At 52.5% G+C, this 26,061-nt stretch carries 21 protein-coding genes; 6 read left to right on the forward strand and 15 right to left on the reverse strand.

Annotated features, from left to right (window positions below; translation table 11 throughout):
* Nucleotides 1–8 precede the first annotated feature (8 nt).
* The 12 genes from NST43_RS18000 to NST43_RS18055 all read right to left on the reverse strand — a co-directional run bounded on the left by NST43_RS18000 (nt 9) and on the right by NST43_RS18055 (nt 19,374).
* Nucleotides 9–194: a DUF6760 family protein gene (locus tag NST43_RS18000; RefSeq protein ID WP_209992655.1), complete on the reverse strand. Its 186-nt coding sequence runs from the start codon at nt 192–194 to the stop codon at nt 9–11.
* Nucleotides 191–559 (reverse strand): hypothetical protein, encoded by a 369-nt coding sequence (locus tag NST43_RS18005; RefSeq protein ID WP_036701224.1) that lies wholly within the window; start codon nt 557–559, stop codon nt 191–193. The genes NST43_RS18000 and NST43_RS18005 overlap by 4 nt, the downstream gene beginning before the upstream one ends.
* 146 nt (nt 560–705) lie before the next feature.
* Complete coding sequence (locus NST43_RS18010) at nt 706–1,149, reverse strand: phage tail protein (RefSeq protein ID WP_019910188.1); 444 nt, start codon at nt 1,147–1,149, stop codon at nt 706–708.
* A 23-nt stretch (nt 1,150–1,172) separates the two neighbouring features.
* Entirely contained in the window at nt 1,173–2,711 is a 1,539-nt protein-coding gene (locus NST43_RS18015; protein WP_076083186.1) for a phage tail sheath C-terminal domain-containing protein, read from the reverse strand.
* A gap of 214 nt (nt 2,712–2,925) precedes the next feature.
* Entirely contained in the window at nt 2,926–3,498 is a 573-nt protein-coding gene (locus NST43_RS18020) for a DUF4255 domain-containing protein (protein ID WP_339218450.1), read from the reverse strand.
* Nucleotides 3,499–3,500: 2 nt separating this feature from the next.
* Nucleotides 3,501–5,816: an ATP-binding protein gene (locus NST43_RS18025; protein WP_339218451.1), complete on the reverse strand. Its 2,316-nt coding sequence runs from the start codon at nt 5,814–5,816 to the stop codon at nt 3,501–3,503.
* 233 nt (nt 5,817–6,049) lie between these two features.
* The gene (locus NST43_RS18030) at nt 6,050–6,490 is read right to left on the reverse strand and encodes an SMI1/KNR4 family protein (RefSeq protein WP_339218452.1); all 441 of its coding nucleotides are present in this window, start codon (nt 6,488–6,490) and stop codon (nt 6,050–6,052) included.
* 29 nt (nt 6,491–6,519) lie between these two features.
* Entirely contained in the window at nt 6,520–10,488 is a 3,969-nt protein-coding gene (locus tag NST43_RS18035) for an HNH/ENDO VII family nuclease (RefSeq protein WP_339218453.1), read from the reverse strand.
* Between the two features lie 159 nt (nt 10,489–10,647).
* On the reverse strand, nt 10,648–11,445 hold the full coding sequence (locus tag NST43_RS18040) for a DUF1906 domain-containing protein (RefSeq protein ID WP_339218454.1): 798 nt from the start codon (nt 11,443–11,445) through the stop codon (nt 10,648–10,650).
* 22 nt (nt 11,446–11,467) lie between these two features.
* On the reverse strand, nt 11,468–11,734 hold the full coding sequence (locus tag NST43_RS18045; protein ID WP_036700963.1) for a hypothetical protein: 267 nt from the start codon (nt 11,732–11,734) through the stop codon (nt 11,468–11,470).
* Between the two features lie 109 nt (nt 11,735–11,843).
* A complete protein-coding gene (locus NST43_RS18050; RefSeq protein ID WP_339218456.1) occupies nt 11,844–18,848 on the reverse strand; it encodes an HYR domain-containing protein in 7,005 nt (2,334 codons plus the stop codon).
* 121 nt (nt 18,849–18,969) lie between these two features.
* Nucleotides 18,970–19,374, reverse strand: coding sequence for a hypothetical protein (locus tag NST43_RS18055; RefSeq protein WP_339218458.1), 405 nt, complete (start codon nt 19,372–19,374; stop codon nt 18,970–18,972).
* 258 nt (nt 19,375–19,632) lie between these two features.
* Here NST43_RS18055 and NST43_RS18060 point away from each other — a divergent pair, with 258 nt between their 5' ends.
* From NST43_RS18060 to NST43_RS18070, 3 genes are read left to right on the forward strand one after another with little or no spacing between them, the layout of a single operon-like run.
* A complete protein-coding gene (locus tag NST43_RS18060; protein WP_339218460.1) occupies nt 19,633–19,992 on the forward strand; it encodes a sigma-70 family RNA polymerase sigma factor in 360 nt (119 codons plus the stop codon).
* A 29-nt stretch (nt 19,993–20,021) separates the two neighbouring features.
* Nucleotides 20,022–20,150: a hypothetical protein gene (locus NST43_RS18065; protein WP_339218462.1), complete on the forward strand. Its 129-nt coding sequence runs from the start codon at nt 20,022–20,024 to the stop codon at nt 20,148–20,150.
* Nucleotides 20,151–20,168: 18 nt separating this feature from the next.
* Complete coding sequence (locus tag NST43_RS18070) at nt 20,169–20,417, forward strand: hypothetical protein (protein ID WP_339218464.1); 249 nt, start codon at nt 20,169–20,171, stop codon at nt 20,415–20,417.
* On the opposite strand, the gene NST43_RS18075 is transcribed toward NST43_RS18070, so the two are convergent.
* On the reverse strand, nt 20,407–20,544 hold the full coding sequence (locus tag NST43_RS18075) for a hypothetical protein (RefSeq protein ID WP_209992580.1): 138 nt from the start codon (nt 20,542–20,544) through the stop codon (nt 20,407–20,409). The two genes, NST43_RS18070 and NST43_RS18075, sit on opposite strands and share 11 nt — an antisense overlap.
* Before the next feature lie 440 nt (nt 20,545–20,984).
* Nucleotides 20,985–21,899 carry a hypothetical protein gene (locus NST43_RS18080; RefSeq protein WP_339218465.1) on the reverse strand — a complete coding sequence of 305 codons (915 nt, stop codon included), beginning with the start codon at nt 21,897–21,899 and terminating at the stop codon, nt 20,985–20,987.
* 242 nt (nt 21,900–22,141) lie between these two features.
* On the opposite strand from NST43_RS18080, the gene NST43_RS18085 reads away from it, so the two are divergent.
* Nucleotides 22,142–22,654, forward strand: a complete 513-nt coding sequence (locus NST43_RS18085; protein WP_339218467.1) for a GNAT family N-acetyltransferase — start codon at nt 22,142–22,144, stop codon at nt 22,652–22,654.
* A 16-nt stretch (nt 22,655–22,670) separates the two neighbouring features.
* On the opposite strand, the gene NST43_RS18090 is transcribed toward NST43_RS18085, so the two are convergent.
* Nucleotides 22,671–24,263 carry a helix-turn-helix domain-containing protein gene (locus NST43_RS18090; RefSeq protein ID WP_339218469.1) on the reverse strand — a complete coding sequence of 531 codons (1,593 nt, stop codon included), beginning with the start codon at nt 24,261–24,263 and terminating at the stop codon, nt 22,671–22,673.
* A 133-nt stretch (nt 24,264–24,396) separates the two neighbouring features.
* Between NST43_RS18090 and NST43_RS18095 the strand changes: the two genes are divergently transcribed.
* Both NST43_RS18095 and NST43_RS18100 read left to right on the forward strand, forming a co-directional pair.
* Complete coding sequence (locus tag NST43_RS18095) at nt 24,397–25,182, forward strand: acetoacetate decarboxylase family protein (protein WP_339218471.1); 786 nt, start codon at nt 24,397–24,399, stop codon at nt 25,180–25,182.
* A gap of 13 nt (nt 25,183–25,195) precedes the next feature.
* Nucleotides 25,196–25,960 (forward strand): glucose 1-dehydrogenase, encoded by a 765-nt coding sequence (locus tag NST43_RS18100; RefSeq protein ID WP_339218473.1) that lies wholly within the window; start codon nt 25,196–25,198, stop codon nt 25,958–25,960.
* Nucleotides 25,961–26,061: the final 101 nt, after the last annotated feature.

Consider the following 26,061-nt stretch of genomic DNA (forward strand, 5'->3'; position numbering starts at 1 on the left):
ATCCTCTCCTAAGCCTCAAAGAAGTTCTTCTGCTCTTCCCCGCCACTCAGCTTCTGGTTGATCCGGCTGACTTCACTGCACCAGCGGTCCCGTTCAGCGTGCTCCAGGTTCAGCACCGCCGTATAGTCCCAGTGCAGATAGTAGGTCAGAAAGGCTACCTCCTCGTAGAGGCGGTCAAGGGGGTAGCCGACTATTCCCCCGGCGGTTCCAGTTCAAGCTCAAAGCGCTGCTCGCACTTGGGGCACTGCGCATGAACCGCATTACTTCCGTTCTGGTTAATCCGGTTATACAGATCCTGCAGATAAGCGAAATCCGAGGTATACAACTCTTCGATGACTCTCGGTGTAATCATGCCCAGTCCGCCCAGTCCGGTGACCACTCTGGAGAGCAGAATGACTGTCAGATATGCAGGGTTCTGCTGAACCCGGGAATCCCGTAGCGGTGTAATCTCATCGGCTGCGGTAGCCAGACGCATGGTCCCCTGCTTATGCAGCGTGCCCGCTTCATCCACGTACCCTTTGGGCAGGGTGAAGCTGAATTCGGTTTGTAATAGTTCCATGATCTCCCTCACTTCCTCCTCTAGACCATCCTCATGTCTTCGCTTCCTTCCGGCATCCCCGGCCATGAATATGATGTCCATACCGGCCATCTCATGTTTTGGCGTAACGCATCACATCCACAGTGACGATGACGAAGAACGGGAAGCTATTTCACTCTGCGAACCCCTTCATGCACCAGCTCCATCGACTCGACAGAGACCTCGTTGCCTTTGGCGCTAAGAGCACTGACATCATACTTGATCGGCCAGGCTTCGAGGATATCCCACTGCGCCTTGTCATTGCCTTCTTCATCCACCAGGATGATAGACAAGCTCTTGCGGTTCTTCAGCGCGCCTTTATCCTCAATCGACTTGCGCCAGTTGTAGAGCTCCAGGGAGTCAGTCAGACCTTTTTTCAAAGTGATATTCCCGAATTTGGTCAAGCCCGACAGCTTGCGTGCATGCGGAGCATCGATGCCCTCCCGGTAGTCCACAGCCTCTGTGGATGTATCCGGTATCGTTGCGTCTGCGAAGGCTGCGGTCTGAATGCCGTCAATTACAACGCGGAAGCGGTAATTGCGGTAAGGGTCTAATCTTTTGCCGGTTGCCATAGGATAAATCTCCTCTCAATCTCTTATTTGGATAAGGTCTTCTGGCTGACCCGGATGACTACGAATTCAGCAGGTTTGACCGGGGCTACACCCACTTCGATAATCAGCTGGCCGGCATCCCGCACGGCAGGCGGGTTGTTCTCCTCGTCCACTTTGACGAAGAAGGCCTCTTCCTGCGTAGTTCCGTAGAGCGCACCGTCTCTCCATACCCGGGTCAGGAAGGCAGTAAGATTGCGTTTGACCTTGCCCCACAGGCTCGGATCATTCGGTTCAAACACGACCCACTGGCTGCCCTCATCCAGCGATTCTTCAATGTACATCATCAGCCGCCGGACGTTGACGTAACTCCATTCCGAATCGGCGGACAGCGTTCTGGCTCCCCAGACACAGATGCCTTCCGGCAAGGAGCGGATCACGTTGATGCCGCCTGGATTCAGCAGCTCCTGCTCCGCCTTGGTAATGATCTTCTCAATCCCGACTACGGAATCCAGATAGCCGTCGGTGGTGCCTGCCGGTGCTTTGTGGACACCACGAACGGCATCGACATAGGCATACGTGCCGGCAATCGCCCCGGACGGCGGCACAAGCTTCTGCTTCCCGGTCAGCGGATCGTTGATATAGACCCAAGGATAGTACAGGGCGCCGTAGGACGTATTGAATGAATTGCCCGAATAATCGCCCGCCCCCTCCTTGAAATCCTTGACCTCCAGCGGGCTTAAGCCATGCGGAGGATCTACGATGAAGATGCAGTCTTTTCTCAGCTTGCAGTAGTTCAGCATATCCAGGATGGTGCCCCGGCTGTACGCCATATCTGCAAGGTCTGGAGCTGCTACAATGTTGATGCCGTCAATCGTATCGAACGCGTGGATACCGGCCCGCTTGACCGCATCCCCCAGGAAGTCAATCGGGGACATCCCGTTCACACCGCCGCTGAGAGACAGGGCTGTTTCATTGAACGCCGGCGTTTTCTCCATATTCTCCAGAATGGTCAGGTCCACCAGCGGCTTGACACTGACGAAGGCGGATACCTGATTCACCTTCTCTTCAAAATTGATCAGCAGCATGTTGTCGAAGATTTCGACGATCTTGCCCTCTTCGTCTTCTCCGCTGTATTCATCATTGAAATCACTGTCCAGCAAATACTGCACAATCATCTTGAAGCCAAATTGCTGCTTGTTAGAGGACGGGCTGATCTTGACCGAAATCCGGTTGCCCCACTCCCCTTCCGAACGTGCAACTACTTTGAATAAATCCAGATTATCGGTATCGCGAACCGCAAGCGAAGCCGGCCGGATATCGGTGGATGCCGCTCTCACTACGTAGCAGGAGGTGCCTCCTTCCGCAAAAAAGTTATACACGGCATAAGCCAGATAGCCATTCGGAATAAACTGGCCGAACTCATTGACGAACTGGCTCCAGTTGGTGACCAGTACCGCTTTGCCGATGACCCCTTTTTCTGCGATTCCGACGAAGGCCCCGACTGAGGTGCCCACACCGGCAATCGGCTTGACCCCGCTTGAGACTTCCTCCACATACACGCCTGGCGATAAATAATTTGCCATCTCTTACCCTCCTAAAAAAGTTTAATTAGCTTCTGCTTCTGAGAGAAACCTTCGGCAAAACTGGCTAAGGAAGCATAAACATAGGTTGGTCAGCTTACACAATCCGGTTAGGCACAGCTGCCTTTGTCTGCGGAATATCCGCTTGAACGGGTGCCTTGCATGTCATTCCCTCCATGAATCACTCCCTTCACAGAAGCAGTCTCTCCCAGCCTGACTACAGGGGATGAACGCCCAGCTCTTTCACCTCAACCCGCGGGATCAGGATCGTCTTATCCGCAGGCAGCCGTACCGGCGACACCAGATAGGACAGGCTCACCTTAGCCGGCTTCCCGGGGAACACCTCCCACAGCTGCTTGATATCCTGAATCGTCAGGTTGTTATAGGAGATCCGGATTTTCTCATTGCCGCATTCAGCCAGGTTGCCCCGCAGATCGCTGCCGCTAAGCACCGGATGCTCATGGAACAGCTGAAAGATCCGGCCCAGGATCAGCTGCTCGGTCTCCCTGTCCTTGGCATAAGGCGTGAGCAGATAGTACAGATCCAGATAAGCCGGCGGATACATGAACTCGTTCGTGCCGCCGATCCCTTCCTTCTCACTGTTGCGCATACTTGGGCTATGGCTCAAATAATACAAACACATTGAGAGCTTCATCGTTGAGCTGTCAATGTCACTCGGAGAGCCGAAGCTGATGAAGCTGTCATCATTCAGCTCAGGCACATGGGCCTTCAGCAGCGACTTCAGGCTGGTGCTGACATCTCTAATTACCGTACCGGTATCCACGGCCATGCTTATTTCACCTCGATCAGTGTGTGATAGGGCGTATAATCCGATTGCAAAAAGGTTCTGCCCAGCTTCAGATACTCCCGCTTGGCCGCCAGCATGATCTGCTTCATCCCGATGGAACAGCCCTCATGCGCCGCATAAAAGGCCGCATTCAAGGCAATGTTCTTGATGTTGCCTCCGGCAAGAATGAACTTCTCCGCCATGAAATCGTAATCCAGGCCAGGATCAAGGGGCGCTCCCGCCGGGAACATTCCCCGCCAGATCCGGCCGCGCTGCTGCTGCTCCGGGAACGGGAATTCCAGCTTGAAGTGCAGCCTGCGGGCAAAGGCATCGTCCAGATTCTGATTCAGGTTGGTCGCCAGAATCACAATTCCCGTGTACTCCTCCATCTTCTGCAGCAGGTAGCTGATCTCCACATTCGCATACCGGTCATGCGCATCCTTGACCTCGGAGCGCTTGCCGAACAAGGCATCCGCTTCGTCGAAGAAGAGAATGGCGTTCGAGGTCTCCGCTTCATCAAAAATCCGTGAAAGATTCTTCTCGGTCTCCCCGATATACTTGCTCACGATCTGCGAGACATCAATCTTGTAGATTTCCAGGCTCAGCTCTGTCGCAATCACCTCGGCCGCCATCGTCTTCCCGGAGCCTGGCGGCCCCGAGAAGAGGATGTTCAGCCCTCTTCCGAGTGACAGCCGCCCTGCAAATCCCCACTCTCCATACACGAGTGCACGGTATTTCACCTGACGGCAGATTTCCTTCAGCTGATTCAGCTGCTCTTCGGGAAGCACCAGCATGTCCCAGGTATACATGGCCTGGACCTTCGAGGCCAGTGCCTGAATTCTGCGGCTGGACTGGAAGTAACAGGCTTGGTAGAGATCCTTCATGCTGATCCCGCTCTCCCTGGAGCCATTCCAGACGGCGATGTTCTCACCGCCGTTCAGCGCGGCCCGGATCTGGCTTGCCGTAAAGCGGAAGTTGCCGCTGACTTCATCCAGTTCCATCTGCGGAGACAGCTTATACTCCTTACCGAAGGCAGTCCAAGCGGCCTTGCGGGCCGCCGCATCCGGAAAGAGCAAGTCCATCTGCATGAAATTCAGCGGAATTCCGGTTAAGCTGATCCCCCACTGCGCTTCTCCAAGGATGAATGTCAGCGGTGCGCAGGCGGCCAGCATCTCCATGAGGAGCCGGATCTGCAGGCTGTAACGGTCATCCTCTGTCACCAGGCTGTCGAAGCCGGTGAAGCAGAGGGCCGTCTTCATCAGCAGCGCATGCCGTCCAAGCAGCTTCAGCATTTCGCTGAAATCAGCCTCAGGGCGCAGCAGCTTCTCCAGATCGGCAACCAGGACAGAGAGTCCCAGGGTGCCGCAGACCTCGCGAATACCGCCCAGCTTCACGGCCTCGTCCGGCCCGCTGACGTATAGCAGGCTGCGAGAGCTACCGGAGCTGCCAGCCCAGCTGCTGTTGTAATGCCTCACGAACCGCAGCAGCTTCTGCTCCAGCTCAGCCGGGAAACGGGATTGCTGCGGAAGGGGCACCGTGCTAAGATTCGCTGCCTTCGTCAGCCGCTCATCCAGCACCTCATAGCCGAGCAGCAGATTCACCGCCCAATCCTCCAGCTTCAGCGGCCGGGCGATTAGCGGAATGCGGCTGTCTCCGTACTCCCCTCTTCGCTCCAGCAGCAGCTTCATCAGCGGCGCATTCGCATCAAGCAGCAGACGAGCCGCCTGCCGCTCCTCCTCTACCCCGGCGAATACTTCCAGGACCCAACCAACCGAAGGGCGCTTATCCGACATATCATTCTGCAGGTAGGCATAGATTCTCCCGTACTTGCCGTACAGCTCAGGCGCCAGACAAGCCACCAGGATGCTTACCTCCAGCCCTGACAGGTTAAGTACAGAAGCCACCTCCGGGAGCATGAGTCTGGGTGCGGAACTGGATGGCTGCCCGGTAGATGGGTGGAAGCTTGCCTTAAGTCTGGCAGCGATCTGCCGTTCCAGATGAGCTATTTCCGCTGTTAAGAGATTGATGTAAAGCCGATCTTCAGGCTGGACATCCAGCAGACTGCGGATCTCCTCGTCCACAAGCTCCAGCTCTGCGTGCGGCTGCGGTCCCTCAAGGTACCTGAGCTTAAGCCGGAGCTCCAGCAGTTGCAGCTCTTCTGCGAGATGCTCTTGGTTGGAGTTGTAGGGCGGAGCGGGTTCGCCGCTCTCCTCTCGGGGAGCTGCTGCTCTGGAAATTGCTTCAGAAGCTGCTGCTTCGTGAGCGGAAGCGGAAGGAGTTGCAACGCCTGTGCCAATCTCGGCTGCTTCGACCCGTTCCATACTGTCAGCACCTTCCGCTGTTTCCTTTCGATAGCCTCTAGCCATTTTGTTGAATTTCATCGGCAATTCTGTCCTCACTCTATATTTTCTTGTTCATATATAAAGTAAGTTTTGGGAGGGGAATTACAACTGGGGAGTGGGGGAAATTTCATTTGAATTATTACTGTGAACAGTAGAGAAAAAGCCACCCTGTATCACATACCAGGATGGCTAAAATTATATTTTTTAATATATTAGTCTTCCTCCCAATTTTCTTTAGCATCATTAAGTCTTTGGATCATAAATTCATAAAAATTGTCTGCACGTTTTCCATTAAATCCTGATGTTCTATCCCAAGATATAACAGAACACTCCCCTATTGAGGTATCCGTAGTATCAAGACAATAGAAAAATTCATCACAATCCTCAATTACAATATAGTCATGTGGTAGTCCGAAATTTCTTAGTTTTTCTGTTCTTGTAACAACGGTAGGAGAAGATTTACCTTGTCCAAGAATGTCTACCCCAAACATCCCTCCCGAACCATAGTTTTCTAAGAACCATTTATAGCTTTGAGGGAGTTCAACTTTTAACATTGTTTCAACCGCTACTATTTTCTCTTTGGTAATTCCACCTGTAAAATCAGTCTCATCAGAATTCTCTTGAATAAAACTTTCTAGCTTCTCAAAAGTCACCTTTTATTCCTCCATTGTACAAGATTATTTTACATTGATTTCATAATTTCTTTTGCTCTACTTCTCCAATACTTAGCTCTAAAATTATTATACTGTTTATCTAAAATAGGATTATTTCGGAAACTACCTCCATTTTCAACGAGACCATGTAATATTTTAGTATATTCATCATGTAAACTAGCAGGTATTTCTACCATCGGACCTGGTTCCAATTGAATTGTATGGTGCAGTTCAATTTTGGTACCATCTTTCCAATACGGAGGTTTACCTTTTCTCATTAATTGAAGGTTAGTTAATCCAGTTTCTGGATCAACCTGCCTCCAATCTATATCACTTCTTTGGTATACTCGTCTACTAATGTCTCTTACTTGTCCATCAACCTTTGTGGTCCCACTAAACTCAACCGTTGTGTAGGAATTTCTAGTTTCTATTATATTATTTAGATCTATCTTACCGCCATTATCAACCGCATTTTTATAAACATCTGCTCTTTTTGCAAGTTCTAAGTTACTAAGCTTATCAATCTCTGAATCATGAAGCAGGATTGGTTTATTACTAGTTCCTTCAAGATGCTTTAATTCCTTCTCATCGATATCGCGAATCGTTCCGTCAGCCAGCAGCACCCAAGGATTAACCTCGCCATACAGACGGATATGCTTACCCTTGCGCACCAGCTTAAACTTCTTGAACTTGAACTTTTGCAGAATCCGGTCCAGCAGGCCCCGGAGATTTTTGGCCCCCTTCATAAGCCCTTTTTGCAGGCTCTTGATCACGATTTTACCATTACGTATGATCATGCTGCCGCTCCTGGAGGCCAGCTTGGCTCCGGATTTCAGCAGGCTCTTGATGCCTTTGGCTCCTGCGCCTACAACGTTCTTCACCCCGCTGGCTGCCGCTCCGACGCCCTTCTTGACAGCTTGTCCGGCTTTCTTGAGGTTGGCTCCGACAGCTTTGAAGCCACCCGCCATCGCCAGCTCAACCAGTCCCATCGCCAGTGCAGTAGCGAGCGCAATCGCGGCAGGTTCGATCATCTTCTGCCAGCCCTGGCTCAGGTAGGTGCCGATGTAGCCGGCGGCTTGCGCTAAGGCTTGCGCAATAGAAACAATTGCCTGAGCCTGCATCGCAACAGTGATAATATTAATAATAGGGGGAATAAGAACAGTAATGGCACCGCCACTGATGGCAAATGCAGCGCCCACAACAACTAATACTCCAGCTATGCCCGCAAGCAGCTGTAATCCATGGGCCTTCATCCATTTTATTACAAATGATTTAATTTGGTCAAACAACATTTTCGCATTGCCTGCGCGCAGCTTCGCACCGTCTGCGATCTTGCCGCCAAGGCTCTGCTTGGCAGCTCCGGTGTCGAATTCCGCCATAATGCTGTCCATTGTAGCCGGGTCGCGGCTGCCGGACAGCTCCTTCGTTTCTCCATCCTTCAGGTTCGCTTCCTGCACCAGCGCCGGGTCCATTTCGCCTTGCTCCACCGATTCCATCTCGATATCTTCAGGGGTCAGCTTCTCATCCGCTGCCGGACCCGCACCTTCCGTCTGCTCTACAGCTCCGCCTTCTGCTGCTCCAGCCCCCATTGGCTTGGAGATATCTACTCCGAGCAGATACTCCCACATCTTCCCTTCCAGATGGCTGAATGAACGCTTCGCCGCCTTCCCAAGCGCTCCGATACGGACAAGAACATCCAGGAAAGTCGCAATCAGCAGATTGCCGAGCGTTGAGATCAGCTTGGAATAGAAGTTCTGCACTGCTGCCAGTGCCTGATCCACTTTAGCGGCCAGGAAGTCCATAACTTGAGTGACCTTGGTCTTGAGCTTCTGGGCCAGCTGGTTGACCGCTTTAATGGCCTTGTTGACAACTCCGTCAATTTTGCTACATATCTTGGCGGCGATGCCGGGGAACTTGGCAAATACAACTGACACCAGCTTTTTAAGCAGCACACCCAGTCCCTTGATCAGGGTTGTAATCAGCTTGCGGCCCAGTTCAATGATGCCCAGTACAGCCTGCTTCGCTTTGTCAAAAATAAACTTAACCGCTTTGCGGAGACCCTCAAAAATGAAGTTGACTGCTTTCTTGACGAGTTCGACCACGGCTTCCAGCTTACCCTTCACCCAGCCGAGGAAGCCGCCCTTCTTCTCTTCTTTGGCCTTCTCCTGTTCATGCTTGCCGTCTGCTTCCTTCTTCGCTTTACTGTAGGCCTGCGTCGCTTCCCCCTCCGCTTCGGACTGCTTCTTCTGAGCTTCCCGCTCTTTGTCTGTGCGGACGCTGTTGATCTCCTGCTTCTTCTGCTGGGCGGCTGACCCGGCCTGTTTGGTATAGTCCGTCTCGGCAGCATCCAGCTCCTTTTTCCACTCGCCCTGCAATTGGGTGACTTCTGCTTTGGCTCCAGTCTGCTGGCTGATCTGCTTGTTCTTCGCCTCAGTCTCGGCCTGCCGGATTTGCGCCTGGCTGTCGGCTTTGGAGCCCAGCACTTTACTATCGAATTTCGCTTGCTCCTTCTTATATTCCGCCTGCTTGGCACCAAGCTGCTTCTTCATCTCTGGAGCCAGACTGCGGTTCAGTCCGGCAGTCATATCTGCAGGCAGCGCCAGCGCAGGCAGTTTTTTGGCCCCGGGCGCCTGACCGCCTTTCAGCCCAGCAGCAGCCTTCACCACGGTGCCATCCGGCTCAGGATAGATCTCATTCTCCCCGAACGGCTGCTTGATCTGGCCCATCTCCGCCTGCTTGGCTGCGCTCACCTGCTGGGAGGCCTCCTGATGAAAACCCTCCATCTGGGAGGGATCGGCCTCCCCGGTCATACTGATTCCCGGCGGCTGGGCGGCTGCGGAGCGAATTTCGCTGAGCATCGCCTCCGGATTGCTCCCGGAACCGGAAGCACTAATGTTCATTTTATCCAGCTTCCCTGTACTAACAGCCCCGCCGGTACGCTCGCTTTTGAAGCCTTCCTTCACCGTGTGCTTCAGCGCAGCCGGTTTCTTCCGGGCCTGCAGGACCTTCCCTTTCAAGCCGGTCGGCACTGGAACAGCAGGCAGCCCTTGCTTGGTCTTCTGCGTCTGCTTCGAGAATGCACCGGAGGATACATTCACAGCCTGGGCATAGGCATCCCCCAGCTCTGTGGGCTGAACCTGTGTCAGCTGATCCAGAATCTGCCCCGGATCTTCACCGCTGATCTTCACCGCCTTGCCCTTCGCCGGCTTCTCCTTCCCATCTCCCGCCAAGGCACTTAGTGCTGCTCCGAGCGATGGCTCCTTCGCTGCTTTCTTCGGTGCATCAGCGCCTTTGGAGACGGCGGACTTCTTGGCTGGCTCCGGCGCATCCCCTCCCTGAGCTGCTGCGGGCTCCTCCGCCTTCCCGGCATGTACCAGTCCCGCAGACGGCTCTTCCCTGGCCTCTTCTGCAGCCGGAGCAGCGGAATCTGGTTCTGCCGCTTCAGCTTGCACCTCTACAGCGGCCTCCACTCTCCCCTTTGGCCGGGCAGGCGCTGGCGTCTTCTTAACAGCCGCGGGACCTGAAGAACTGCCCCCACTAGCAGGCTTAGTTTGTGTGACAGACGCAGCAGCGCCTGCTGCCTGCCCTTCCGGCTCCTCCTTACTCTGCATCTTGGCTTCAGCCGGAGCGCTGGCTTGCTCTGCTTCTGCTGGCACCGGTTCCGGTGAAGCCGTATGCTCTTCCATCTGGGCTTCTGCGGCCACGCTCTTACTTGGTCCAGCCGCCTGGGTTCCATGATCTGCCTGCTCTTTCTTCTTCCCATCCTCCTTCAGACTCGATAACAATTGAACCACGGCCCGGTTGCCGAGTGTGCGCTGGAGCGCCAGCTTGTCTTCACGGCTTAAGGAAGCCGGATTCTGGCGGACACGCCGGATAATCTCTACCGGGTCCGGTTGTTTCGCGGCTGCCGGATGAATGAATACCTGTGGATTGCTGTATGGTTTATGGCCGCCGGATGCTTTCTCTTTGTCCTTACTCACGGTTGCTTGGGTCTGCAATGGAGTCCCCCCTCTGTAAAAAATCGATCCTATAGATAAAGTAAAATCCATAGCGCTTTTTACAGCCGGAGTCATAAATAAATCCATTTATTCAATTAATTATGTATATTTGTATGTCAAAAAGGCCGCCCGAAGGCAGCCTGTAACCCGTTCTGCGGATTAACGATTATTTGGGTCTGCCGCTTGACCCGAGGCTTTGCGCAGCTCATTCGCCAGACGGTGAAATTCTTTTCCAGACTCTGCATTACCCGCTGCCATATAAGCCGCTTGAAGAAAAGCAATGATCTTGCCCGCATCCTCTTTCTTCATCATATAGTCTTTCCCCTCTCCGTTTGCACTGCCTGGTGCAGGAACCGCAGCAGACTGCGTGCTCCACCAGCCGGCTTCTCCGCTGGACTGGTTGAGGTCCACATTCACCCCGTGAACCGGTTGACCTAGTCCCTTGGGGCCGTTGTCGTATTGATAAAGGTGGATACCTTCCGCTTTCCGGCCTTTACTCCAGGCATACGTCTGCCAAAAGCCGGTGCAGGCCTTAGCGGCCATTGCAGCTTCAATAACGGTCACGCTCCCGTAGACACCCGACTGGTAGTTCCGGGCGGCCTCTCCTGCTGCCGTAATATACCCGATCACCGTATCCATATGTTTCGCAGAGGCGTCGAAATCTACGGCGAAGTAGATCCGGCTCCCGGCAGGTTGTCCAACCGCAAGGGCCGTCTGTGCGGCAATCGCCCCGTCTGTCAGACCGGCTGCACGGCCTCCCAGCGCACGGCTGGCGGTCGTTTCATACACAGAGACAATTTGCAGCCCCGCAGCGCTGATCGCAACCGCCTCCGCCTGGGTTAATCTTTTCCAGCCGGAGGGCACGAGGTAACGGCATACGAATTCGTAACCATCCTCCTTGAATTTCTTAGCCAGTGTACGTGTTAGCGGTGCTGCGCAATCAAAGCCTTTGGCCATTCCCCCATCTCCTTCCTGTCTGCTACCCGATTAATATTTTCATCAAAAGTCCCGCTGCGGCAATACACATCCCCACGCTGCTAATGATCGTGCCCACCAGCCAGCGTTGATTCTCCCCTTGCCTGAGCTTCAATCTGGACAGCTCATCCCGCATCTCATCCATCCGCAAATGCGCCGATTTGCTGCTCTGCATGGCCTCAAGCGCAATATCCCTTGCACTGTTCATGATGTCGAGCTTGGTCTCTACCCGGGTCAACCGTTGAAGGATTTCATTCATGTCGTCTGGCATATCGTACCCCCGCTAATGGAGCTGGCTGATCTCCCGTTAATGAATAGCTCCAAGCTGCAGCCACTGATCCGGCAACAGCCTGGAAGCCGTGCATTGCTTACTTAGCCGCTTACGGTTCCATCCCAGCAATCAGATTGCCGGAGGAGTAGGCCGTAATTTTGCTGGTATCTGTAAAGCCTGTTGCCAGTCCATTGAAGGAATAATCATTGGTCTGATAATAATTAGAGAAATCCGATTTCCAGAATCTGCACTGAATTTCTACAGTTTCTCCAGGCTTCAGACTTCCGGCACCGTTGGTGAAGCCGATTTCCAGATAATAATCACTGCCGGTTTTGCTTGCTGTCTTCTGGAAGCTTCCCGTAACATAGGACTGAATCACCCTGGTATTCGAGCCTGATACTCTGGCATAATCCGTATAGAAGCTCTGGAATCTCTCTCCATCGACGGTGTAATAATATCTGAGCTTGATGCTGGAGAGCTGCAAGGTGGACTTACTAGTGTTCTCAAAGGATATTCTTGGGAAAATCGTATTCGTCACACTGCTTCTGCTCGCATTAAACGATTGAACCTTGAACGTCTGAGTGACGGTTACATTCTGCACCGCCGTCGATACATTACCGTTAACATCCGTGGCCGTCCAGGTGACCACTGTTTTCCCTAACGGGAAGCCGTCAGCCGGAGCATCATTCTTCAGCACTACCCCGAAGATATCGCTCGCTGTAGCTTGGCCCAGGTTCACAAGCGTCTTGGTTCCGGTTGCCGGAGCAGCAACATCTGCCGGAGCTTTCAGCACAGGCTTGGTGGTATCCACCACCGTAATCTTCTGCACGCCTGTGCTGACATTGCCGTTCGCATCCGTAGCGGTCCAAGTGACCTCAGTGGTTCCCAGCGCATAGCTCTCAGGGGCGTTGCTGGTTATTGTGACTTTGAAAATGTCCGTCCCTGTTGCTACGCCGATCTCCACCGGAGTTTTCAGCGCTGTTGCTTCCACCTTCTTGTCAGCCGGAAGCTTCAACACTGGCTTCGTGGTATCTACCACCGTAATCTTCTGCACGCCCGTGCTGACATTGCCGTTCGCATCCGTAGCGGTCCAAGTAACCTCAGTGGTTCCCAACTCATAGCTCTCAGGCGCATTGCTGGTTATTGTTACTTTGAAAATGTCCGTAGCCGTTGCCATGCCGATCTCCACCGGAGTTTTTAGCGCCGTTGCTTCCACCGTCTTGTTAGCCGGAAGCTTCAACACTGGCTTCGTGGTATCTACCACCGTAATCTTCTGCACGCCTGTGCTGACATTGCCGTTCGCATCCGTAGCGGTCCAAGTGACCTCAGTGGTTCCCAGCTCATAGCTCTCAGGCGCATTGCTGGTTATTATTACTTTGAAAATATCCATTGCCGCTGCCACGCCGATCTCCACCGGAGTTGTCAGCGCCGTTGCTTCCACCGTCTTGTCGGCCGGAAGCTTCAGCACCGGCTTGCTGGTATCCACCACCGTAATCTTCTGCACGCCTCTGCTGACATTGCCGTTCGCATCGGTTGCGGTCCAAGTGACCTCGGTGATTCCCAGCGCATAGCTCTCAGGGGCGTTGCTGGTTATTGTTACTTTAAAAATATCCGTAGCCGTTGCCACGCCGATCTCCACTGGAGTTTTCAGCGCTGTTGCTTCCACCTTCTTGTCAGCCGGAAGCTTCAACACTGGCTTCGTGGTATCTACCACCGTAATCTTCTGCACGCCCGTGCTGACATTGCCGTTCGCATCCGTAGCGGTCCAAGTGACCTCGGTGATTCCCAGCGCATAGCTCTCAGGCGCATTGCTGGTCACCGTGACTTTGAAAATATCTGTAGCCGTTGCTTCGCCGATCCCTACTGGCGTCTTTAGGGCTGATGCTTCTACCGTCTTGTTCGCTGGAAGCTTCAACACCGGCTTCGTGGTATCAACCACCGTAATCTTCTGCACGCCTGTGCTGACATTGCCGTTCGCATCCGTAGCGGTCCAAGTCACCTCAGTTGTTCCCAGCGCATAACTCTCAGGCGCATTGCTGGTCACCGTGACTTTGAAAATATCTGTAGCCGTTGCTTCGCCGATCTCTACTGGCGTCTTTAGGGCTGATGCTTCTAGAGTAATATCAGCCGGAAGCTTAAGAGCAGGCTTGACAGTATCGACAATAGTCACCTTCACGATGCCCACTGCGGAATTTCCGCTGCTATCTATAGCTGTCCATTTTACAATCGTAGTACCGATAGGGAAATTTGCGGTTAGGATCTCCTCTGAAGTAATCGCTCCATGCTCTCCCGGAGCATCTGTCGTTAGAGTGACCGGGAAGAAATCCAGCGCCGCTGGCACTTCCAGTTCTACCGGCGTTTCCAGAGCCGTTGCTTCCTTAGTAAGCTGCAGCGGTCCATCAAATTTCAGTAAGGGCTGTGTCGTATCCACTACGGTAATCCGCTGTACCCCGGTTACCTCGTTACCATTGATATCTTTGGCCTTCCAGGTAACTGTCGTTGTTCCCAGCGGATAAGCAGCCGGAGCATCCGATGTCACCGTCACCTTGAAGATATCCGTGGCCGCTGCCACACCGATCTCCACCGGAGTCTCTACGGCTGTCGCTTCTACCGTCAGACCTTCCGGTACAGTAAGTGTCGGCTTCGTCGTGTCCACGACCTTGATCTTTTGCACCTTCGTAGTCTCGTTGCCGTTCGCATCAGTTGCCGTCCACACTACTTCTGTTACGCCCAGCGGATATGCTTCAGGGGCATTATTCTTCACTGTCACCTTGAAGATATCCGTAGCAGACGCCTGCCCGATCTCCACCGTAGTCTCTACAGCCGTTGCTTCCACTGTCTGATCCTCCGGCACAATAAGTGTCGGCTTCGTTGTGTCCACAACCTTAATCTTTTGCACCTTCGTAGTCACGTTGCCGTTCCCATCGGTTGCTGTCCACATTACTTCCGTTATCCCAAGCGGATACGCTTCAGGGGCATTATTCTTCACTGTCACCTTGAAAATATCCTTGGCCACTGCCACACCTATCTCCACCGGAGTCTCTACAGCTGTCGCTTCTACCGTCAGATCCTCTGGCACAGTAAGTGTCGGCTTCGTCGTGTCCACTACCTTGATCTTTTGCACCTTCGTAGTCACGTTGCCGTTCGCATCGGTTGCCGTCCACATTACTTCCGTTATCCCAAGCGGATACGCTTCAGGGGCATTGTTCTTCACCGTCACCTTGAAAATATCCGTGGCCGCTGCCACGCCGATCTCCACTGGAGTCTCAACAGCCGTTGCTTCCACTGTCAGATCTTCCGGTACAGTAAGCACAGGCTTTGTGGTATCCAAGATAATAATCTTTTGCTTACGCGTGGATACGTTGCCGTTCACATCCTTCGCTGTCCAGGTGACTTCAGTCACGCCAAGCGGATAGGAAGCCGGAGCATTGCTGCTCACTGCGGCAATCCCGAAGATATCGGTGACCGCAGGCACCGGCAGCTTAATCTGCATCGTCTGTCCGGTAGCTTCTGCAATATAGTCAAGAATGTCAGCGATTACCGGGGCCGTTGTATCTTTTACCGTAATCGTCTGTGTTCCTGTGCTGAAGTTGCCGTTCGCATCGGTCGCCTTCCAGGTGACAATGGTCTTGCCGAGCGGGTAGCTGGCCGGAGCATTGCTGACCACTGTGACCGGGAACAGATCCGTAGCCGTAGCCTTGCCGATTTGAACCGGAGTATTCACAGCGGTAGCCTCCACACTGATATCCTGCGGAACCGTCAGGATGGGCAGCGTGGTATCTACTACGGTCACCTTTTGCTTGCCGGTGGTTACCAGACCGTTGGCATCCTTAGCCGTCCAGATTACCTCAGTAATGCCTACTGCATAATTCTCGGGAGCATTGCTGGTTACAGTGACCGGGAAAATATCCGTAGCTGTGGCCTCTCCAGTCATTACTGGAGTTCTAATCCCCGTAGCCTCAACCTTAACATCTGCCGGGATAGACAGCTTAGGCGCAGTCGTATCCACAACCGTCACCTTCTGCTTCGCGATTGCCACATTGCCGCTTGGATCACTGGCCATCCAGGTAACCAGTGTGGTGCCGACCGGGAAATCAACCGGAGCATCGTTAATGATCCCGGTCTCGAACAGATCGAAGACCACCGGCTCGCCCAGAGCGACCTTGGATCTGACCGCTGTGGCCTCTACCGTAAGATCCTCCGGCGCTGTAATGACCGGTTTGGTCGTATCTACGATCTTGACCTCTTGTGTTCCCTTAGTTGCATTGCCATGCTCGTCCGTTATCGTCCATGTTACTTTGGTGGTGCCAAGCGGAAATTCCGCCGGAGCATCATTCTTGACCGTCACGGCAAAAATTTCTGTAACCACCGGCTGGCCGATGTCTACCTTTGTTTTTGCTCCAGTGGCTTCTGCCGTTATACCGCCTGGCAGCGTAACCAGTGGCTTCGTCGTGTCTATGATCTTCACGGTCTGTGTTGTCTTGGTGGTATTGCCGTTCTCATCTGTAGCCGTCCAGGTAACGACTGTTGTCCCGAAGATGAAGCGTTCCGGGGCATTGTTGGTCACAGTAACACTGAAAATATCCTTGGCAGACGCTTCACCCAGCGCAACCGGGGTCTTAATGGCGGTTGCCTCGGCGGTGATGTCTTCAGGTACGGTTAACTGTGGAGGCGTTGTGTCTGTAACTGTAATCGTCTGCACTTTCTCAGTGACATTGCCATGCTCGTCTGTGGCAGTCCAGGTAACCTTGGTTACGCCCACCGGATAATCTGCCGGGGCATCCTTGGTTAATAGCACATCGAATAGATCGCTGGCTTCGGCTTGTCCAATATTCACCTTTGTCCGCTTCGCGGTTGCTTCAACGGTAATATCTGCCGGAATCGTCAGTTTCGGCTTGGTGGTATCCGTAATACGGATCACCTGATCTGCTGTAGAGATATTGCCATTCTCATCCTTGGCCGTCCAGCTCACCTTGGTTACGCCCACCGGGTAATCCTCAGGAGCATTATTCGTAATATTCACCTTGAAAATATCTGTGGCGGCGGCCTTCCCGGGATCTACCGCAGTTCTTCGGCCTACAGCTTCCTTCGTAATGTCGGCTGGAACCGTCAGTAACGGCTTTGTTCTGTCTACAATGGTGACCTTCTGTGTTGCTGTAGTTACATTGCTGTTGGCATCGGTTGCCGTCCAGGAGACGGTAGTCGGACCAATAGGGAATTCCTTCGGCGCGTCGTTCACCACAATGACCGGGAAGATATCCGTTGCCGACGCTCCGGTGACCACAAGCGGCGTCTGAACCGCTGTAGCTTCCACAACCATATCCCCCTGCACAGTTAGTACAGGCTTTGTGGTGTCTTTTACAGTAATTCTCTGCACCTGTGAGGAGGTGAGTCCTACCGGGTCCACCGCTGTCCATTTGACGGTAGTTGTCCCGATGAGATAGTCTGCAGGTGCATCATTCGTCAGGAGAACATCCGGGACCGAAATATCCTGAACGGAGGCTTGTCCAATATCGGCAGGGGTACGTACCGCTTTCGCTTCCATTGTAATATTCGCTGGAACAGTAATGACCGGGATCGTCTTGTCAATCTTCACTTCGGTCTTCTGTACAGCGGTCAGGTTACCTGCATGATCTTCAGCCCAGAACTCCAGAGGGATAATTCCCTCCACCGATACGTCAAAAGCAGCCGTGCTGCCTGCCAGAGTCTGTTCTTCGCCATCCGCTCCGAGTCTATAATGGATCTCCTTCACTCCGGAATGGACATCTGACGCGGTAATAGAGACCGTAACATCCGTGCTGTTCCAGCCCTTCTCATTCGCTTCCGGGCTTAGAATACTGGCGATCAGCGGACCGCTCTTGTCAATTTGCACCACTACCGTCCGGGGAGCTTCTGCATTCCCGGTTCTGTCCACCGCCCAGTAGCTGACAGTAGTCGCTCCTTCCTGTTCCAGCTCCAGCGCCGCGCTGGAGCCGGAAGTTCTGACCGCTGCATTCTCTCCCAGCTTGTAATACACAGCGTCCACACCGGAATATGGATCTTCAGCGGTAAAATGCAGTGCAACCTTCCCCCGGCTCCAGCTGCCGGATTCAGCGCCTGTTACAGTAACTTCTGTAACCGGGGCGCTTTTATCAATATGGATAGGACCGAAGGTTGCGATGGAATAATGGTTCTTATCCTCATCACTGGTAGCCGCACTGTCAACAGCCTTGCCTGTTGCCGTCTGGCCTGCTCCTTCAGCGGTGAATTTCTGATCCGGGGTCAGGGATTTGATCGCTGACAACGTATCCTCTGCCGTATAATGTACCGTCACGGAATGACTGGTCCAGGTCCCGGCAATGTAAGGAGTACCGTTATCCGTTACCGCCGTTGCCTTGATGGAAGGCGGCGTCGTATCGATCAGGTTAGAGCCTACGGCACCGACCTCTACCTTGAAGGTGACCGGCTGAAGACCGGGAACGGTAGCTTTGACCTCCATGGTCTTAATGACCCCGGTTCCCTTCGAATAGACCTGATAGCCTTCTCCTATATAACCTGTGTAATTGTTAGCCGCAGATGCATATCCGTTCGCATCCGACACAACTGTAATTCCAGTACTATTAAGCCCGCGCATGACCGCAGTAATTGTACTGTCCTCCGAGACGGTGAAAGTGACGGGAATACCCGGCAGCGGATTACCCGCCAGATCCTTGACAGCCACCACCTGCGGAAGCATGAAGCCGCGCCCCCCTGGAACCACCCCCGAGGCCTGCGACAACCGGATCTGCTGCAGCAGCGGCGACACCGGGCTCATCGACCCTTCGACATTACTTACAGCCATCAGGTTCATCTGATAGACTCCGTGGTTCAGAATCACTCCCAGGGTAGGGTCTATCTCATACACCGATTGATAGACGGAGCCATAGACCGAATTCTTAACCGTTGCCCCCTGATGAAGCTGTGGTATTGGCGGCTCATCCTCGTACACTGCCGCGGAGACAGTGTCCGCCTCAGGGCCCGGAAGAATGTTGTGGACTATTTTCCCCGACCCGAATACAGCGCCTGGCGCCAGCATCAGAATGAGAAGCGAGAGACACAGCCATCTGCTGATTATGCCTAACCGTCCTTGCTGCACAAGCTTGCATTTCCTTTTTGAATGTTTCATCATACATCCCCTAACTTTTTAGTAATGAGCATAGTGATCATGGTGAAGCCTGGACCTCCTTTACTAATCAAAGGGAAACCCGGACGGGTTTTTACAACTGTTTATTCCGGTTCACACAAACTTCGATTTTCGTCTCGAGCCATGCTTCGAGGTCGCCGATCACAAGACTCAGTTCCATCCGTGCGGTTTCTCCCAGGATCGCTATCGCCTTCTCTTTAGCCAGCAGAAAAGATTTCCTCATCGCCTCCGTGTCGAAACTGCCTTGTTGCTTGAGCGTCTCTACGAACGTCTGATTGACGGCAATTACGGCGGATTCAACAGCATCCCCCGCCCGCTGAAGCAGGCTGTTCACTGCCTCATTCTCGATTCTCTGCTCAAGCCCGGCAATTTCCCGCTTGATATAAGCAATTACAGACCTCGCCAGCAGCCCCAGCAGCGGAATAATCAGCACGGTCACCAGGGTGCTCATCATCTCAGGTGTTACATAGTCACTCATCGCCATCGCCTCCTAAATGGAAAATTCGACAATCTATTGTTCTGTATTCTCGTAATACTAGGTAATCCGGAAATAATTTTTACAACTTTCGCAAGAAAAATAGTATTCTTGTAAATTTTTGTTTTTGTCAGTTGTGGAATCTATGGAATATTTTACTTGTTATATGAGAGGATCAGCGATTGGTTAGGTCAGGCCTGGGGGAACAGGCTCCGCTGGACCCTGGAATGAAGGTACTACTGAACATGGGGAGGAAAATTCATGGTTACCTGTGATGACGAATTAGTTGAAACCTGCAGGAGATTGTTAAAACGCTCAGCATGGAGAATTCAGTACAAGACTCGCATTCAGCTGATACGGGAAAGTAATCCGCTCTACGATAATGAGTTCTACGACAACAGCTTTGAAAGTATGGTCGTTTCTGAGTTGTTCGTCGATGAGCTTCTGGATATGCTGCCTTGGGAAAAATGCAGATATATCATCAAAAAAACAGTCATAGAAGGAATGGCCGAACAAGAAGTAGCAGACGAGCTGCACATGACTCAACAGGGGGTTAGCAAATGGAAGCGCAAGGGACTGGAAGTCCTGAAGGAAAATCTTATCCATTCATCGAGACCGTAAAAAAGGCGCAAAGCGGAGATAAAGCGTCCATGGAGGATATCCTTAGCCTGTTCTCGGTGGACATCGATTATTTATCCCGGTTCATTATGCTGCCGCGGGAAGAAGCTATTCAGACTTTAAAGATTGAACTCATAAATATTGTTTATCAGGATTTGTAAATTCAGCAGGAGCACCGCTTGGACATACATATTTTTCAGAAACAGCTAATCCAACAGATTATTACGAAGCAGATCTTAGAAGGCATTCCGGGGATGACGCAGAACCCTTATGAATTCTATGAAGGTAATCCGGAAGACTCCGGCCTTCACTATCAGCGGCTGCAGCTCGTCCGCAGCGGACATTTCACAGCAGGTTGTTACATGAAGAACCCCCTATCCTTGATTAAGGACAGAGGGTTCTTCATCTACAGCTGGCTTACACCTTGAACAGAATAACAATCTCAGTAAGCAGAATCAGTCCAGCCGCCGAGACGCCCAGTGAATTAATAATAGTCAGCGCATCCGGGTAGTTCTCTTTACGGAATTGGGAGCAGAGTGACACCGTCCATAACACGCTGAAAAAAAGTCCGGTGCTCCCACAGCCCCTCTCGTTCAGAGCCCGCTTTCTACACCGAAAGAATCTGCCGAGCCCGGCAAAGGTTAGCACCATATAAATGATAAGCTCAGCGGATGAAATCACAATCACCTCACCTGCAGATAAGAGATGCATCAATGCATACTGAAGACTAAAACCGGTAAAGACAAGCATGTTAAAGGAAACCTTGTGGGTACTCAAGCCGTCTTCCTCCCTTTGCGTATAAATGAACACAAACATTAGATAACGCTTACATTATAATTGTAATCGTTTTCCTTTTCTGTGATTTATGACGCTTTCGGCCTATAGGAAGATATGCTTTGCGGGTCTTCCCGCCCCCAATATGCACGCAAAAGAACCGGGCTGCTTCGAGAATAGCCCGGTTTCTTCGCTGTATTACACCCATCCCTACTTCAGACTCATAAAGCATTCAGATAATCAATAACAGCCTGCGTGCGCTTATCACCATTCTTCTCTACAAGCAGCAGGAAATCATCCAGCTGGGTCAGCAGCTTGCTGCCCTCAATCTGCTCAGGCCCCGCCTCGGAAAGAGTATTCTCATACGCGATTGCCGCTTTTAGAAGAATGACCTGTGTCTTCTTGTCGAACAGCGGTGTGTTAGGACTTCCATTGAACACAAGTCTCTTCGAGACTTCAAAGGCTTGTTGCATGGCTACATTACGGTTAGAATTTTTGTACGTCTGCACAAAGGCTTCATATTGCACCGCCCGTTCCACAACCTCATACCAGTCCACCTGTAACGTTCTGTTGACTACAGCCGGTTGCTCCGACTCAGTGGCCATCAGGTCGATGTATACCTGCAGATCTTTGCTGAGGTACGGCTTGAACACCTTGAAACTCTTGTATTGAATGACCGGAACAAACCCGCCGTCCCTTCCCAGCTTGTAATCCATCGCCGCCAAGTCTTTCAGAACAATCCGTGACTCCGTCCGCTTCACCTTGGAGCGTGCCAACGCCATGGTCATGCCGGGGGTATCTATATTTTTGATATCCAATTGAATGACAGGCTCACTCATGCGTTTAGTAGCTGTAGGCAGGTAGGCCTTCAAAGCATTCTCCAGATGCAGAACCGCCAGATTAGCCTCCGACGGCGTCATCTGACTGATGCGGTTGACCAGGGTTCCTTGGGCCAGACTGAGTGAGGAAGGTTTCTTCACCCTCTGTTCAAATAAGCTGAAGGCTGGTGTAGGCTTCACAGCCGCTGCCGCTGCATTTTGCGGAACAGCGCCAAGGACGGTAATCCCGGCACTCGTCACCAGGAGCAGTGAGCCGAGAGCGGTTGCTATGCTTTTGGTAAATCTGGTTGGTCTCATATGCACACACCTTTCAGGGTTCATCGGAAGTTTTTATTATTTTACCATACATTAACAAAGCGTTCATAATCCTGAGCGCACTCTCTGCTGTGATGAACAGCAAGTTGTCGTCACCCTTTGGCGTAATGAGGTGCATTAATACCCTTCATTGGCAAGAATTATCACAGAGAATATCAATCCGATACAGGATAATGATTGCATGAAACCATTAAATCGGTATTTTACGGACAGGAGCGAACTGAATGAACTTATCTGAACCTTTTACAACCAACCGTCTCCACTTCCGCCTACTGAATCAGTCCGACATCACTGCGGTCTACAAACAATTCTCGGACCCGGACATGTGCAGATACTTCAGTGAGCCGCCCTGCGATTATAATGAAGCGATAGAGATCATTGAACATTACGCCCAGCCTGAAGGCAAAGGCCATCACCGCTATGGGATGTTTGACCGGGAGACCGGTTCCTTCATTGGCACCTGCGGCTATCATTATTGGGACGCAGAGCGGAAGCAGGTGGAGATCGGTTATGACATCTGGAAGGACTATTGGGGGCAAGGTTATATGTCAGAGGCCCTGCCCATTCTTCTCGATACGTGCTTCACACAGCTTGATGTGGATTGCATCTATATCCTGACTCATCCGCAGAACGCTGCTTCGATGGCAACGGTGCGAAAGTTTGGGTTTGAGCTGTGTGAGCCTTGCAGAGAAGTGGAGGAAGAGCCTCAGGTGTGTATGAAGCTGATGCGGAGTTAATTTTGCTTCACAATCATCAATCAGCATTGCATATTGCTCCCGCCGCCCTCAGCTTTTCCAGATAATCCGTCATTTGATAGGACATATACAGCCTCAGGACATGATCGATCTGGCGTAAATCAAGCTGAATCAATTCGTCGATCTGGCGTAAGCGGTACCGCAGGGTGTTGCGGTGGACGAATAGTTCATCGGCGGTCTTTTGCAGCTGCTGGTTGTTCTTCAAATAGGAATAGAGAGTATGGTACAGGTCCGCATGATGCTTCTCATCGAATTCACGGAGGACCGTTAGCGCCGGATGGCTGACATCCCGGGAATCATGCTGCGCATGCGGAGATAACAGGTCATACAGCTGCACATCTGCATACAAGATACGCGGCTCCGCAGGCCAGACGATCCGCCCGATCTCCAGCGCCTTGAGCGCTTGCAGATAATATTTGCGGCAGTCCGTGAGGTCGGTGAATTCCCGGCTGATCCCCAGGCGGATCTGATGGCTGACGAGAAATTCCCGCAAGCTTGGGTCATACTCTCTTGACCTGGACGATACAGTCTCACCTTCACTTACCCCCACCATATACTCATGGTAAAAGATCAGCCGCTCCTCCCTGAAATGCAGGTGCAGCTGATCTCTTAAATAACCAGTGTGTTTGCCGGAAGCTGAAGCATCATACCCCGCAAGATCCAGCACCAGAACGGACAATCTGCCCTTGGGCAGATGCATACCGCTCCGCAGGCTCTCCTGAATAAGTACCGGTCCGTTCTCCTCATTCTCCAGCAATCCATAGATCAGCTCTTCGTATTCCGCCTGGCTCGAATTCCGGTAAAAGCTGTTCTTCGCCAGCTCCGCTGCCACCAGCCCGGCCGTAAAACCCGCCAACTCACGATCCCTCGGCTCAATAGGGCGTGTGTCGCCCAGTACAATTACATTCCCGACAGGCTTGCTGCCGATCCTAATCTTGGCGACCAGCTTGGTCACCTGGCTTCCGCTACATTCCACTTCGTAAGCCTCCAGCGACTCTATGCTGTTCTGTACACTCTTCAGTTGGTGGACGGCAGCTATGAAATCATAGGAGCAATAGCCTTTGTGCAGATTATCGCTCCAGATGAGATCGGTAATCCCGCTACAATCCGAAGAAGCCAGAACCTTATAGCTTACATCGATGATAATGACCGGATTGCCCATCAGCTCCGCCGCAGCACAGACTATTACATCCAGTCCTTTGCCGGCGACACAGGCCTCAAGCATTCTGCCCTTGGCCTGCTCCCGTTCAGCCTCTTCCAGAAACAGCTCCCGGGTCCGATTATAGAGCTCGAATACATCTTCCTCTGCCCCGAATTCCATACGGTTCTGTCTGCTATACATCTGCTGATGTTCGCCTGACGCTGGCTCCACAGTATCATTAATCAGCATCAGGCTGGCCTGCTCCAACCCTTCTGCGTGATCCGGTAATCCGGACCGGTAGCCCACATAGATATATTCAGGTGTAAAATGCGTCAGGCTCTTCGTAATCAGCATCGTATCTGAATACGCTGTGGTTAATGCTTTGTTCCACTGGATATGTACGGCTTGCTCCGTAAAATGTCTGCTAATCTGTTCAAATGTAACACTCATCGCTCTCACCCCCTTGATTATTATAGTGCGCCGCGCACAAGATTCCCATTTATTTTTATATTTTCCATATATATAATCACTGGAATAGTCATGTTACATTATTCGTGACCCTATAACACAGGAGGAGATTCCGATGAGCAGCTTCGTAAAAGATGTGAATGAGATTACCAAAAGAATCAATACCCCTACGACCTTCTATAATGCCGAGACACTAACCGTCTATTGGGAGACTTCGCCCCAAGTGATCCGCAGAATCCTGCCCGCCCCGCTTACGCCGGGTCCAAGGCCGCTTGTGCACGCTTTTGTAGCCAACTATCCCCGCACCAGCTTCTGCGAGCCTTACCGGGAAGCTGCGGTCTTCGTTCTGGCATCGTACAATGGGCAACCGGGTACCTACTGCCTGTCCATGCCGATCAGCGATGATATTGCGATGGGCCTGGGGCGTGAGATTTATGGCTTCCCGAAGAAGATGGCCGACATCAGTCTCCAGAAGGAGGATCAGCATATAGCAGGCAGCGTCTCCCGGCGGGGCACTGAATTCTTCCACGTAGAGGCTGCGCTTAGCGGTAAAATGAATGCCGGAGACGGGCAGCGCATCATTACCGAGCATTATGGTGACGGACTGCCTGTCTTCAATATGAAGTATTCCAAGTCTCCGGATGGCCGCGGCTTCGATCTTGGACCTCTGCTGATCCGGCAGACAGCCTCTATGGATGTCAGCGTGCGCACAGCGGCAGAAGTAGAGATTCACCTGCATGACTCTCCGCATGATCCTTGGGCCGAGCTGGAAGTCGTTCGTATGCTGGGCGGCATCTACACAGTCAGCAATACCGTCCTTGAACGCGGTGAGGTCCTGACTGCTGTAGATCCTGTACAGTTCCTTCCTTACTCCAACTTACGCTGGGATTGGTGGAATTAGTGGAGGTGTGCCAGTGAGAAATCCATTTGATTTAAGCGGAAAAGTAGCGGTGGTGACAGGAGCAGCCGGGGGGATAGGCGCAGAATTGGCTCAAGCTCTGGCCGGGCAAGGCGCGGACGTTGCCCTGCTGGATGTAAGAGTGGACAAGCTGGAATCGGCGCGGCAACAGATTGAAACCCAGGGCCGCCGGGTGCTTCCGCTCCAATGTGACGTAACCCGCGGAATAGAGATTGAATCTGCGGTAGCAAGCATTCTGGAGCATTTCGGACGGCTAGATATCCTGGTGAATAATGCCGGTGTCGCCTCCGCAGGCTCTGTCGAGGAATTGGCGGAAGCGGAATGGGACCGGGTGATGGATACCAATGTGAAGAGTATTTATCTCATGTCCAAAGCTGTGATCCCGGCCATGAAGGAACGCAAGGCGGGCCGCATTATCAACCTTGCTTCCATCTGCGGTGTGAAGGGCAGCAAGCTGGCCGCCCTGCATGCCTATAATGCCTCCAAAGGCGCAGTCGTGAATCTGACACGCGGCATGGGCGCGACCCTCGCTCCTTACGGAATCACGGTGAATGCGATCGGACCGAGCCTGTTCCCCAGCGGGATGACACGCGCGCTCTATCAGGACCATTTCCTGGAGCAGTATAATACGCTATGCCCCATGGGACGTCCCGGCAACCCCGATGAATTGAACGGCGCTGTCCTCTATTTCGCCTCGGATGCTTCCAGCTACACGACAGGCCAGACGCTGTATGTGGACGGGGGCTGGACAGCCGTCTGATCCAACCGTACCACTGGTACGCTATCCCCTGCGTATCCGCCGCATTATCGCCGGAATTGAATAAGGAGTTGTCTTCAAAGCCATGAAATGGCTGTAAGACA

This window comes from Paenibacillus sp. FSL H8-0332, assembly GCF_037963835.1.
Taxonomy (GTDB): domain Bacteria; phylum Bacillota; class Bacilli; order Paenibacillales; family Paenibacillaceae; genus Paenibacillus_AQ; species Paenibacillus_AQ rhizoplanae.